Origin of the sequence: Natronolimnohabitans innermongolicus JCM 12255 (assembly GCF_000337215.1) — an archaeon.
GTDB lineage: Archaea > Halobacteriota > Halobacteria > Halobacteriales > Natrialbaceae > Natronolimnohabitans > Natronolimnohabitans innermongolicus.
In genome coordinates this window covers 1-12,180 of record NZ_AOHZ01000049.1, presented here as the reverse complement: position 1 = coordinate 12,180, position 12,180 = coordinate 1, and the positions used below count along the sequence as shown (strand labels likewise).

The 12,180-nt window shown below is 66.6% G+C and carries 10 protein-coding genes; 6 read left to right on the top strand and 4 right to left on the bottom strand.

Annotated elements, in window-relative coordinates:
• Nucleotides 1-519 precede the first annotated feature (519 nt).
• Entirely contained in the window at nt 520-735 is a 216-nt protein-coding gene (locus C493_RS22665) for a hypothetical protein (RefSeq protein WP_152421146.1), read from the top strand.
• Nucleotides 736-991: 256 nt separating this feature from the next.
• On the opposite strand, the gene C493_RS10865 is transcribed toward C493_RS22665, so the two are convergent.
• Both C493_RS10865 and alaS read right to left on the bottom strand, forming a co-directional pair.
• Entirely contained in the window at nt 992-1,714 is a 723-nt protein-coding gene (locus C493_RS10865; RefSeq protein ID WP_152421145.1) for a CPBP family intramembrane glutamic endopeptidase, read from the bottom strand.
• Between the two features lie 298 nt (nt 1,715-2,012).
• Nucleotides 2,013-4,790, bottom strand: a complete 2,778-nt coding sequence (gene alaS / locus C493_RS10860; protein WP_007259480.1) for an alanine--tRNA ligase — start codon at nt 4,788-4,790, stop codon at nt 2,013-2,015.
• A 289-nt stretch (nt 4,791-5,079) separates the two neighbouring features.
• On the opposite strand from alaS, the gene C493_RS10855 reads away from it, so the two are divergent.
• Together C493_RS10855 and C493_RS10850 are read left to right on the top strand one after the other, a co-directional pair.
• Nucleotides 5,080-5,760, top strand: a complete 681-nt coding sequence (locus C493_RS10855; RefSeq protein ID WP_007259479.1) for a hypothetical protein — start codon at nt 5,080-5,082, stop codon at nt 5,758-5,760.
• Entirely contained in the window at nt 5,757-6,452 is a 696-nt protein-coding gene (locus C493_RS10850; RefSeq protein WP_007259478.1) for a hypothetical protein, read from the top strand. Before C493_RS10855 ends, C493_RS10850 begins: the two co-directional genes overlap by 4 nt.
• A gap of 29 nt (nt 6,453-6,481) precedes the next feature.
• Here C493_RS10850 and C493_RS10845 read toward each other — a convergent pair whose 3' ends face one another.
• Nucleotides 6,482-7,537 carry a stage II sporulation protein M gene (locus tag C493_RS10845; protein WP_007259477.1) on the bottom strand — a complete coding sequence of 352 codons (1,056 nt, stop codon included), beginning with the start codon at nt 7,535-7,537 and terminating at the stop codon, nt 6,482-6,484.
• 85 nt (nt 7,538-7,622) lie between these two features.
• Nucleotides 7,623-8,615, bottom strand: a complete 993-nt coding sequence (locus C493_RS10840; RefSeq protein ID WP_007259476.1) for a phosphotransferase family protein — start codon at nt 8,613-8,615, stop codon at nt 7,623-7,625.
• Between the two features lie 167 nt (nt 8,616-8,782).
• Between C493_RS10840 and C493_RS10835 the strand changes: the two genes are divergently transcribed.
• From C493_RS10835 to C493_RS10825, 3 genes are all read left to right on the top strand, one after another.
• Nucleotides 8,783-9,565 carry an FkbM family methyltransferase gene (locus C493_RS10835; protein ID WP_007259475.1) on the top strand — a complete coding sequence of 261 codons (783 nt, stop codon included), beginning with the start codon at nt 8,783-8,785 and terminating at the stop codon, nt 9,563-9,565.
• An 87-nt stretch (nt 9,566-9,652) separates the two neighbouring features.
• Nucleotides 9,653-10,951 carry an amidohydrolase gene (locus C493_RS10830; protein ID WP_007259474.1) on the top strand — a complete coding sequence of 433 codons (1,299 nt, stop codon included), beginning with the start codon at nt 9,653-9,655 and terminating at the stop codon, nt 10,949-10,951.
• A gap of 168 nt (nt 10,952-11,119) precedes the next feature.
• On the top strand, nt 11,120-12,180 hold a 1,061-nt coding region (locus C493_RS10825), incomplete at its 3' end, for a hypothetical protein (protein WP_193787904.1).

The following is a 12,180-nucleotide window of genomic DNA, read 5'->3' as shown; positions in this document are numbered from 1 at the left end:
GAACACGAAGACCGGTGGGTTATCCCACCGACAGAATCGCGTTCGTTTTCGCCTCCGCTGGCGTAAACGGTGCCCATTTTTCACGGCCGAGAAAGTGAATACCGAAGCGATTACGCCGCGAGCGGCTGTCTCCCAGTCGACCTATCGAGTTTCTGTCGTGGTCCGAGCGTGGTACGCGTATCCACGTCGAAGGCCGAACCGGCCGCATTTTCTCGGTAGTCTCTGTTTACGTGATCAATCGTAGAGAACGAAGTAGACAGCCTCAGCTATCGTAGCCGCTGAACGCCAAACCACATCTGATCGCACGACTGGGGGGAAGTTCGAGCGGGCGACGTGAGCGAGAACTGCGAGGAAAAGGGGGAGCGAAGCGACCCGTGAATAAACTGTGCGATCCGTGTGCGAATCGGTTGAATAGTCACTATGGCACACTGTCAGTGCGTGAGCGGTTCCCGGTACACGTCGGTCAAAGATCTCCGTCCAAGAGATAGTTTTTTGTCTATTACTGCCATATACTAATGCATGTCGATAATAGAACTAGCAAAATCGATAACGGCCACCACGTGGTTTGGTATCGGAATTGGTACTGGAGTGGTATTCTTCGTCGGAATGCTGTATTCACCACTCCCGAATATATTCGAATCAGGAACCGTTCGAGTAGCCTTCCTGATCGCAACGTTCGCCATCATCTACTGGCTACTCACAGTGGCCGACCGAGACGCGACTGGTGCCGTATGACGCACTCCGACCGCGTCCCAGCGACCGAACCCCGGACAACGTGCCAGGAGAGACTCTGGTAGCACTTTCGGCGACGGTACCCCGTACCGCCCTCGCTCCGCTCTCGCTTTCCGGACCGGCCGACCGCGCACCCATCGTCGCTCACCGATTCCCGAACCCGGCGGTCGTCGTTCAACCGAACCGCCGACTGTGAGGTGTGACGTCCCGTTCCCGAAGGGGGCAACGACGACGCTCGCGAGCGGACGAGTGTGAGTGCTCACAAGAACAGATACACCGTAACGAGAACGAGTGAGTTCTGAATTCCGTGTGCGATTCCGACGACCTCGAGTCGGTTGTACCGGACGAACGCGATGCCGAGAAGAACCGATGCGATAACGACGCCACTGAGGGAGACACCGATCGCAAGAGCCGATTGACCGTGGAAGTTTCCGAGATGGAGCGGAGCAAATATGAGGCTTGTCAGACCGATCGCAGTACCTGTCCGGAAGGACTCCGCGAGTCGTTTCTGAAGGACGTTTCGGAAAAATAACTCCTCTGCCGGACCGATCAAAGCGAGATTGATCGCGATGGCAGCGACAAGAAGCGGTACCGATCCGGTCAGTTGACTCGCCGCTTGATCGACGCCCATCGACACGCCAGCTATTCGGGCGGTTAGATCGATCGCCGTCTGTGCGGTGAAGATACCAACGCCCAGTCCGACGCCCAACGAGATCGATCGCGCTGTCGGCACGGCGCCGTCGATATACCCGAGTCCACGATTCGTGTAAGTCAGATACGCCAGTGCCACAGCCGCGAATCCGAACCCAGTCGCAAGAAATGACGTGTACGGTGACGGGTCGGACCGGCCCGTGATTTGCATTCCGATCGCACTGAACATCCCCGCAACGAGAACGGCGACGATGGTGAGCGCCGCCGCGATGCCGATCTGCTTGCCGTGTCCGATTCGCCTTGCGGCCCGGCTGTATATTGTTTCAACCATGCCGTGATAATCACAATACACCTACTTTTTAGCTTTCGGTTATACTGTACGATAATCGAATTACAAAACACACAATATCTACGGCTGGTGAACGGAACCCCTCGAGCGCGAGAGTCGGGAATGACGTCCGGCGCAACCCACCCCATCAACGATCACCGGAAACGACCGTTCCCGATCTCTCTCACCGTAGAGCAGCGGTCGTATCGACTCGAGTGAAAGCGCTCTCGAGCCCACTTGCAAAAAGAGTGATTTCCGAAACCGGAACCGAAACTCACCGCGGCGTCTCGTTGCGAAGCTGTCAGGCGTCCTGAACCTGACGCAACACGTCCGGCGCGTCCTCGAGCGTCTCGTCCAGATCCTCGACGTTCGGGCCGCCGCCCTGTGCGAAGTCCGGCGGACCGCCGCCGCCGCCGCCGACCCTCGAGGCGAGTTCGCCGACGACCTCGCCGGCGTTGATCCCGGCGCCGTCGGGCACGGAGACGACGAACTGAGCGCTGTTCTGGCCGCTTCCCAGCACCGCGATCTTGCCTTCGTCGCTGATGGCGTTCGCCGTCGCGCGCAGTTCGTCGACGTCGGCGTCGATGCGATCGACGACGGCCGTCCGCTCGCCGACCTCGACCTCCTCGGCGTCGCCGCCGCCGCCCGCTCGAGCCGCCGCGAGCTGTTCGGTCAGGTCCTCGATCTCCTTGCCTCGGGCCTTCCACTCCTCGAAGAAGCGCTCGGCGGTCTCGGGGACGTCCTCGGGGGAAACGTCTAAGATCTCGGCGGCCTCGTAGAGGGCGTCCTCCTTGCGCTGGGTCGCCTCGAGGGCGGCGTCGCCGGCGGCGAAGGTGAGCCGCTCGACGCCGTCCTGGACGCGCTCGGTGTTGAGCACTTTGATCGTGCCGATCTCGCCGGTCCGGGAGACGTGAGTGCCACCGCAGGCCTGGACGTCCTCGTCGACGTGGATCAGTCGGATCTGCTCACCCGGCGGGATGCCGCCCTGATAGAGGCCGAAGCCGTGTTCGGCTTCGGCGTCGTGGCGGTCGGGCCACTCCTGGGTGACGGCGGTGTTGTCCATCACGATCTCGTTCGCGAGGGATTCGATTCGCTTGACGTCCTCGCGGGAGATCCGGTCGTAGTGGCGGACGTCGATCCGGGAGCTGTCGACTCCCTTCTGGGCGCCGGCCTGGCGGATGTGCTCGCCGAGGACCTGTCGAGCGGCGTGGATGACGATGTGGGTCGCCGTGTGGTGGCGCATCAGCTGCCTGCGGCGGGTGGCGTCTAGCTGTCCGTTGACGAACTCGCCCTTGCCGGGGTTCTCGTCGGTTCGGTGGAGGATGACGCCGCCCTCGATCTGGACGTCTTCGACCTCGACGGTCGCGTCGTCGGTCGAGAGCGTCCCGCGGTCGGCCGGCTGGCCGCCGCCTTCGGGGTAGAACATCGTCTGATCCAGGACGACGTCGTAGCCGTCCTCGCGCTCGAAGACGTCGAGCACCATCGCCTCGAACTGCGTGCGCTGCTGGTCGTCGTAGTAGAGCTTCTCGGTTTCCGGCAGGTCCTCGAGGCGCTCGTCCTCGTCGTCCTCGCTCTCTCCGGCGGCCTCGACGGTGTCGTGGCGCTCGGCGACGAGGCTGTAGAAGTCGTCCGGCACGTCGACCTCGGCGCCGGCCTCGTCGGCGATTTCGGCGACCATGTCGGGCTGGATCCCGTGGGAGTCGTAGAGTTCGATCAGCTCCTCGGTCGGGATCGGTTCGCCCGTTTTCGCGTACTCCTTGGCGAGGCTCTCGACGCGGCGGCCCCCTCGTTCGAGGGTCTCGCGGTACTTTTCGACCTCGGTGCGGACGATGTCGCGGATGGTGTCGCGGTTCTCGTAGGCGAGGCGCTCGGCCTGCATGTCGACGAGTTCGTCCAGCGGCGCGTCGACGCCGACGGTATCACAGAGCCGCTTGGTGCGACGGAGCACCATCCGGGCGAGATAGCCCGTACCGACGTTCGAGGGGACGATGCCGTCCCCGAGCATGTACGCGAGCGTGCGGCAGTGGTCTGCGATGGCGTAGATGGACTCGAGGGGTTCCATCAACTCCTCGAGGTCGGTCGCGTCGACGCCGAGTTCGCCGGCGATCTCGCCGCGGGCGGTCTCCATGTCCTCGGCCTCGTCGATGTCCATGTGACCCGCCAGCTTCGCGGCCCGGTGGACGAGTTCCTCCTCCTCGTCGGTGTGCTCGAGGCCTGCGTTCTCCTTGAGGAACGAGATCATGTCGGGGTAGACCGCCTCGTAGACGGTCGGGGTGCCCTGGGAGACCCACGTCCAGCGCTCGAGGCCGTAGCCCGTGTCGACGATGTAGGTGTCCATCGGGCTGTAGCGGTTCCCGTCTTTCATCTCGTACTCGCCGTCGGGATCCTGTTCCATGGACATGAAGACGAGCGTGGCGAGTTCGACGCCGCGGAAGATAACCTCGATCGCGGGACCGGCGTTGCCGCCGCCGACCCACGGATCCTCGATGTAGATGACCTCGTCGAGATCGACGCCAAGCGATTCGAAGAAGCCGTCACAGAGTTCGACCGTCTCGTCTTTCCAGTAGACCTCGCCGTGGTAGGCGTACTCGCCCTCGTCGACGTCCTCGCGCGTGTTGAACGCGTGGTGGGCCATCATCTCGAAGGCCATCGTGTGGCGGCCCGTCTTCCCGACGTTGTCGATGTCTTGCATCCGGATGCACGGCTGAGAGACCGTCAGCGGGTTCGCCGGCGGCGGCGTCTGACCGCTGGTCACCAGCGGCTGGAAGTCGTAGATCGACGCCTGCGTCAGCAAGACGTCGTCGCGCCAGCGGTTCGCGGCGACGGGGTAGGGGTCGATTCGCTCGTGGTCGTTGGCCTCGAAGTACGAGAGAAATGCTTCCCGCATCTCCGACAGGCTGTACTCCTCGTCGAACCCGGCGTTCTCGATGAAGCCGTACTCCTCGCAGGGCGGCTCACCGCACGTCTCCCGATCGTGGTCGCGGGTCCAGAAGTGTGCGCCACAGGAGGGACACTCCTTGCGCTCGAATCCTTCCTCCTCGAAGTACTCGAGGCGGTACGCTTCCGCGAGTTCGCTCATTACCTATCTGTTGACCAGCCAGCGCCTAAAACAGTTCCGCAACGTTCATTCGGGTGGAATTGACCGCCGTGACCGCCTCCGTTCGTCACGTATTGACACGCTTCGTTTCGCCCGTTCATAGCACTCGAAAAGATATATAAGATCTTGTTGTATATTCGGTTACAAGAATATCGCTATGGTACACTCCAACCGCCCCTGGTCTTTCCGGACGGCGCGGTCCCGTGTAATTTCGCGCTCGCCGTCGACTCGAGCCGACGACCGCCGTCTACCGCCCGCGCCCTGATCAGCGATGCCATCGAGACGTTCGTTCCTCCGAACCGGCGCGCTCGCCGGCGCCGGCACCCTCGCCGCCATCGTCGCGTTGCCCTCCCCGCCCGACGCGACGCCGCTCGATCGGACTGTCGAGGCCAGCGAGGTGCCGCCTTCGATCGCGGAGTGGACCGACGAGCCGATCACCGGCGAGACCGACTCGCCGATGGTCCGCTACCAGTATCGACCGATCGACGACGTCGACACGAGCGACTTCGACGCCTTCGTCGCGACCGCGCCGATCAACGTCGTCCTCGTCCCCGACGCCGACACTGACGCGGCTGGCCTCGAGCGCGTTATGACCGTCCTCGACGACGAGGGGTGGCTGCGCGACCCCGAGGAGTACACCCGCTACGCCTGGGACCGGGAAGCCTCCGAGTTCGTTCGCCAGCAGGCGACGGCCGCAGAAACCTACTACGGCACCAGCGGCCGCCTCCACGTCCGCTGCTGGTCGTTCGAGGGGATCGTCTCCATGCAGGCCCACGAAGACACGGGCGCGCGGCCGAAACACGGGATCGCCTCTTACGAACGCGGCCTCGAGGCGATGGAGACGGCCTTCGACGCCGCCGGCTGGAACGTTTCGCCGGCCGCGATCGACCTCGACAACGCCCAGCGCGACTACGACGGGACGGCGCCGGTCATCACGGAGGGCGACCGATGAGCACCGACGACCGCTACGGCTTCGGCCGTCGACTTCCCGATCTTCCCTTCCTCGAGCATCCGCTGCTCGGCGATCGGCGCCGACCGACGACGATCGCGCTCGCCTATCTCGGCGTCCTCGTCGGTCTCTTCGCGCTCAGCTACGCGGGGACGACGGTCACGGTCGGCGGCTCGACCCTCGACACGGTGACCGCGCGGTTCGATACGGTCAGCACGTACCTGATCGCGCTCGCGACGGCGACGATCGCGATCGTGCCGTTCGTCTACGCGGCCTGGAACGGCGGACCCGTGCTCGCGGCGGCGATGCCGCTGGTCCCGGTCGCCCTCGGCGACCTCGCGGCGGGCCAGTACGTCCTCCGGACCGATACGGCGATCGCGCTGACCGTCGCCGGCTCCGCCGCGGCGCTCGCACTGTACGCGACCGACGTCCGGCGGACCGGAACGCTGTGGCCGCCTCGAGGCGCCGCGATCGACACCGACCGATTGCTGGTCGTTACGGTGACGGTCGTCGTCACGGCCGTCGGCGTCGGCCAGTTCGTCGCCGGCGCGCCGCCCCGGAGCCTCGAGTGGTACGCGCCCTTCAGTGCGCTCTGGCTGGTTCCGACGGCGGTCGTCGGCGCCTACTGGGTGCAGACACTTCGAGCGTCAGTCGCGTCGCGAACCGATCGCGAGCGAGCGGACTCCGAACCGTAACGACCGTCGTGTTCAGCCGCCGCCGCTGCTCAGATACCAAACAGCGCGTCGGCGACGAGGAAGGTGACGTAGGCCTCGACGAACGCGGCCAGAACGAGGATCAGCCACGCGAAACCGAGGAGCGCCGCGGTTCGCACCACGTATCCCGTCGTGAACAGCGCGTCCCGCGAGCCGGCGATCCGCTGGACGGCCCGATGGAGGAACCGGAAGCCGACGCCGGCGGCGATAAACAGCGCCGGGAGTTCGAAGATGCCGTGCGGTGCGAGCAGGGCGACGACGACGCCGAGACCGACCTCGGCGCCGGTGACGGCCGCGATGTTCCCGACGACGACGCCGTTGAAGAACATGATTACGAACGTCATCAGACCGAGCGTTAGCGCGCCGAAGGCGGCGATCAGAAACGGCGGCGTGTTGTTGACGATGAAAAACGTGGCCGTGAGTTCGAACTGCTCTTCGCCGTCGAGTTCGCCGCCGTTACCCGGGAGTTCGTCCTCGCCGAACTCTTCCTGGAGAATCTCGAGGAAGAGTTCGGTCAGGTCGACGCCGGCGGCGAAGAGCAGGCCGCCGAGTGCGACCCCGACGGCGAACAGCCCGGTCGAGAACCAGACGTACCGTCGGTGTTCGGCCCACGCCTCGTCGAGGTAGCCGAACAGCGCGGGCGACGCCGTTCGCCCGACGACCGAAATCGCGGCGAAGCCGAGTCCGAGGACGACCGCGCCGGCGACGGCCGTCGGCGCGTCGTAGGCGAGAGCGATCGCGCCGGCCGAACCCAGCGAGATCACCGCGAGCGAGGCCGTGAGCGCGGCCCAGAGACGAGCCGTCTCCTCGTCGGGCGTCGGCGCCCCCGTCGGCTCGGTGCCGCCGTCGCCCGGCCCGGGATCTCGTCCCGGCCCCCACTCGGTGTCCTCCTCGGACGCTCGAGACTCCCCCTCACCGTCCTGCAGATCGACCGTCGGACGATCGGTCCCCCTCGAGTCGCGGTCGTGCTCGTACTCGCGGTTGACGCCGTACTCCTTCCGTTGGCCATCGTCTCGACCCGCGTCCTCGTCGTTCGAATCGGGCGGCCAGTCGCGGTCGTCGCTCATGGCTGACTAGTCGGTCAACTGGCGGATAAATCCGCCGTCCGGCCATCGACGGACGGCGCCGCGTTCGCAGACGCCGATCGAGCGCTCACTCGGACAGTCGACCCAACTGCCGGCGAACCTGTCGTCGGCCGCGAGCGCTGCGGACGATCCGGGCGTAGTTCGCCCCCGACTGGACCAGCCACAGCAGTTTGTAGATCCGCGTTCGGCGCTCGAAGCCGGCCTCGAGGGGCGCGTGCTCACGGTACCCCCGTCGAAACGCGTCGCGGAGCCGCCGGCGCTCGAGCGCGGGCAGTCGGCCCGCGTAGACGTCGACGAACCGCGCTTCGGCGCGGGCGAGGGCGTACTCGGCGTGGGTGACATGGGCGTTGCCCCAGTCGAGGACGGCGCCGACGCGGCCGCTGCCGTCGACGAGGAGGTTACTCGGCTGGTAGTCGCCGTGGGTGAGGACGGGCCGACAGTTGTCGTCGCCAGCCAGCGGGACCGGCAGCGAGCCGACGACGGGACCGGGATCGACGGCGTGCCAGCCGTTCGGCTCGCACAGCGCGAGCCCGCGAGCGCCCGAGCGTCGATCGGTCTCGAGCGACAGGCCCCCGACTCGGTCGAACGCGAGCGTCGCCGTTCCGTGGAGTCGACCAAGTTGCTCGCCGGCGTCGCCCACCAGTCGCCCCCGAATCGACGGCTCGAGGTCGGCGTACCGGGGTCGCGGGTTCGTTCCCGACAGGTGTTCGTAAATCGCCCAGCGTCGGTCGGGATCGTCGCTCGCCCCCGCGTCGTTGCCGTCGCCGTCGCTTTCGGCTGCGCGCTCGAGCCGTCCCGTCGCGAGCACCGCGGGAACCGGAATCCCGGTCCTCCGACCGACCAGTTCGCAGACGGCCGGTTCGATCACGTCGCCGGTCCAGACGCTCGCGCCGCCGCGTTTGTAGACGACGCGGTTGCCGTCGTCGTCGGCGCCCGTCGCAGCGTCGGCCAGTTCGCAGACGACCGTCTCGGCGACCGACCCCGATTGCGGCCGCCGGCACGATTGCACCGGTCTCTCGAGTGCGTCCTCGACGATCCGCGCGACCGCGTCCTCGTCCATTCGGCCTCGAGTACGCCGCCGACGACCGTAGCCGTTGGGTCGGAATCGGTTCGTTTCGCTTCCCCGCGTCTCCGCACGTCACCGTCCACTGCACGCCGGGTTTCGTACTCGAGCGGCTGCGAGGGAGCCCCACATACATCTTCCGGGAGCGCGTTGGCTGTGGGTAGATGGCTCCGCTCGGCGCCGTCGGCACGCGGCTGTTTCGCGCCGCCCGCAGCGTCGGCTACCGAAGCTACTACCGCCTCGCTCGAGCGAACTACGACCGCGAACTCCTCGCGCGCCGGAATCGGACGCCCGCGGGGGTGATCCGATGTTACGAACCGCTTCCCCGCCACGGCGACGACGCGATGCTCGCGGCGCTCGAGGCCGACTGCGGCCCCGACGACGTGATCTACGATATCGGCGCGAACGTGGGGATCTACGCGCTCGCGCTCGCGACCGACGCGCCGGAACGCCGGATCGTCGCGTTCGAACCCGCGACGGCCACAGTCGAGCGACTGCGCGCGAACGTCCGGCTGAACGGCCTCGAGGGGCGGATCACGATCCGCGCCTGCGGAGTCGGCGACGAGTCGGATCGGCGCCCGTTTTACGTCTCGACGTACCACGAATGCTCCGCGTTCGACCGCGAGAGCGCGACTCGGTGGGAGGCCGACGTCGCCGCCGTGCGCTCGGTTCCGATTCGGCGACTGGACGCGCTGGTCGGTTCGGACGGGTCGGCCGCGGAACCGCTCCCGCCGCCGGACGCCCTCAAACTCGACGTCGAGGGCGGCGCACCCGCCGCGCTCCGGGGCGCTCGCGACACGCTCGAGCGACACCGACCGACGGTCTTTCTCGAGGTTCACGACGAGGGACTCCAGGGCGACGTACCCGGCGAGACGCGAACCATCCTCGAGGACGCCGACTACGAGATCGGCGAGTTCGATGGCTACTGGCGGTGTTCGCCGGAGTGAGGGGCCCGTCGGGTGCGGCCTCGCCGACCGGCGTCGCGACGACGGCGCACCGATACGCTAAGGCCCTCCCGTGAGAAACGCGGATTCATGACGACGCTTGCGATCACCGGCGGCCAGGTACTGTTGCCCGATATCACGGTGACGCGCGCGGACGTACTGATCGATCAGGACGACGGCGAAATCCTCGAGGTCGGCGACGACCTCGCCGGCGACGCCGACGAGACGCTCGACGCCTCGGAATCGCTGGTCACGCCCGGGTTCGTCAACGGGCACTGCCACGTCGCGATGACGCTGCTGCGGGGCCACGCCGACGACAAGCCCCTCGACGCCTGGTTGCAGGAGGACATCTGGCCCGTCGAGGCCGAGTTGACCGCCGACACCGTCCGCGCCGGCACCGAACTCGGCGTCCTCGAGATGATCAAATCCGGGACGACGGCCTTCGCGGACATGTACTTCTTCGTGCCGACGATCGCCGAGACGGTCGCCGAGGCGGGGCTGCGCGCTCGGCTCGGCCACGGCGTGATCTCCGTCGCCAAGGACGAGGAGGCGGCCCGCGAGGACGCCCGCGAGGGACTTGCGGTCGCCGAGGAAGTCGACGGCATGGGCGACGGCCGCATCTCCTCTGCCTTTATGCCCCACTCGCTGACGACCGTCGACGGCCAGTACCTCGAGGAGTTCGTTCCGCAGGCTCGAGACCTCGGCGTGCCGATTCACTACCACGCCAACGAGACGGCAGACGAGGTGGCGCCGATCGTCGACGAACACGGCGTCCGCCCGCTGGCCTACGCCGCCGAGAAGGGGATGCTCGAGGACGGCGACTTCGTCGCCCACGGCGTCCACGTCGACGAGAGCGAGATCGGCCTGCTCGCCGAGGCCGGCACGAGCGTGATCCACTGCCCGGCCTCGAACATGAAACTCGCGAGCGGGATGGCGCCCGTTCAGCGCATGCTCGAGGCGGGCGTCACCGTCGGAATCGGGACCGACGGCGCGGCCTCGAACAACGACCTCTCGATGTTAGACGAGGCCCGCGACGCCGCCATGATCGGCAAGCTCGCGGCCGACGATGCGAGCGCCGTCCCCGCCGAGGCGGTCGTCGAGATGATGACGCGGGGCAGTGCCGAGGCAATCGGCGTCGACAGCGGCCGCCTCGAGGCGGGCGCGCCGGCCGATATCGCCGTACTCGACCTCGAGTCGCCCCACCTGACGCCGCGCAACGACCTCGTGAGTCACCTCGCGTACGCGGCCGCGGCGTCGGACGTCCGACACACGATCTGCGACGGGCAGGTGCTCATGCGCGACCGCGAGGTGCTGGCACTCGACGAGGCGGCGGTGTGCGAGCGCGCGACCGAGTCCGCCGACGACCTGATCGCACGCGCTGAGGAGTGAACGCGGCCGCGGGAACGACGCCGGTTTTCGACTCACACCTGAACGGAATCTGAACGCTCAGAACGGATTATAAACGTTCAAACGATCTCTCAGGTCGCCCTCGAGTGCCAGAATCGTCGAGAACGGCAGTGGGGGTTTATTCACGAATTCCTGAATGTCTCGAGCGGGATGAGAGGAACACAACTGCTGGCGACGACACTGGCTGCCGTCATGATTCTCTCGGCGCTGGCCCCGCTCGGCGCGGCGGCGACGCTCGAGGACGATGACGGCGACGCGCTTTCGGTGTCGGTCGCTCACGAAGAACAGGTGACCGTGACGGTTGAAACGAACGAGACGAACGAGACGGTCGAGAACGCGACCGTCGACGTGACGACGATCGACGAGAACGACTCGTACGCGGGCACGGGCGAGTACGCGACCGACGCGAACGGAACGGTCGAACTCCCCGCCCCCGACGAGACCGTCACCGTCGGCGTCGTCGCGACGGCTGGCGACGAGACGGCCGAAACCGAGGTCACGCTCGAACCCGTCGCGGACGACGGGACCGACGACGAGGAAGACGCGGCTGACGACGGCACCGAGTCCGACGCCGACGAGGCGAACGGCTCGATCGACGTCAGTCAGGACGACGGCGACGTCCTCGTTTCGCTCGCCGGCGACGGTGCCGCGAACGCGACCGTCACCGTCGAACCGGTCGACGAGAACGCCACGTACGCCGACAACGGCACCCACGTGGCCGACGAGAACGGAACCTTCTCGCTCGCGGCGCCGACCGGTACCGAAAGCGTCACCGTCGCGCTCGAGGCTGCCCTCGAGAACGGCACCGTCGAGACGACGGTGACGCTCGAGTCGGTCGAGGAGACTGACGGCGCCGACGACGAACCGCCGACCTTCGGCTCGATCGTCTCGTCGTTCATCGACGACGAACGCGACGACACCGACGGTCCGTTCGGACTCGCGCTGGCGAGTTTCGTCGTCGCGAACAACCCAGGTGATACGCCCGACCACGCCGGTCCGCCGGACCACGCCGGCCCGCCCGGTGAGGACACCGAAGGCGACGATGACGAGGCCGACCGCGGTCCGCCGGAACACGCTGGGCCGCCCGGTGACGACGAGTCAGCGGATGACGAAACCGACGGCGACGAATCGGAGGGCGATGAGACTGACGACGACGAAGCGGAGAACGACGAGGCCGACGGCTGTCTCTTATACACATCTCTGAGCGGGCT

Coding starts and splice junctions, on each gene's coding strand:
- C493_RS22665 (WP_152421146.1), top strand. CDS start 520: ATGTCGATAATAGAACTAGCAAAATCGATAACGGCCACCACGTGGTTT.
- C493_RS10865 (WP_152421145.1), bottom strand. CDS start 1,714: ATGGTTGAAACAATATACAGCCGGGCCGCAAGGCGAATCGGACACGGC.
- alaS (WP_007259480.1), bottom strand. CDS start 4,790: ATGAGCGAACTCGCGGAAGCGTACCGCCTCGAGTACTTCGAGGAGGAA.
- C493_RS10855 (WP_007259479.1), top strand. CDS start 5,080: ATGCCATCGAGACGTTCGTTCCTCCGAACCGGCGCGCTCGCCGGCGCC.
- C493_RS10850 (WP_007259478.1), top strand. CDS start 5,757: ATGAGCACCGACGACCGCTACGGCTTCGGCCGTCGACTTCCCGATCTT.
- C493_RS10845 (WP_007259477.1), bottom strand. CDS start 7,537: ATGAGCGACGACCGCGACTGGCCGCCCGATTCGAACGACGAGGACGCG.
- C493_RS10840 (WP_007259476.1), bottom strand. CDS start 8,615: ATGGACGAGGACGCGGTCGCGCGGATCGTCGAGGACGCACTCGAGAGA.
- C493_RS10835 (WP_007259475.1), top strand. CDS start 8,783: ATGGCTCCGCTCGGCGCCGTCGGCACGCGGCTGTTTCGCGCCGCCCGC.
- C493_RS10830 (WP_007259474.1), top strand. CDS start 9,653: ATGACGACGCTTGCGATCACCGGCGGCCAGGTACTGTTGCCCGATATC.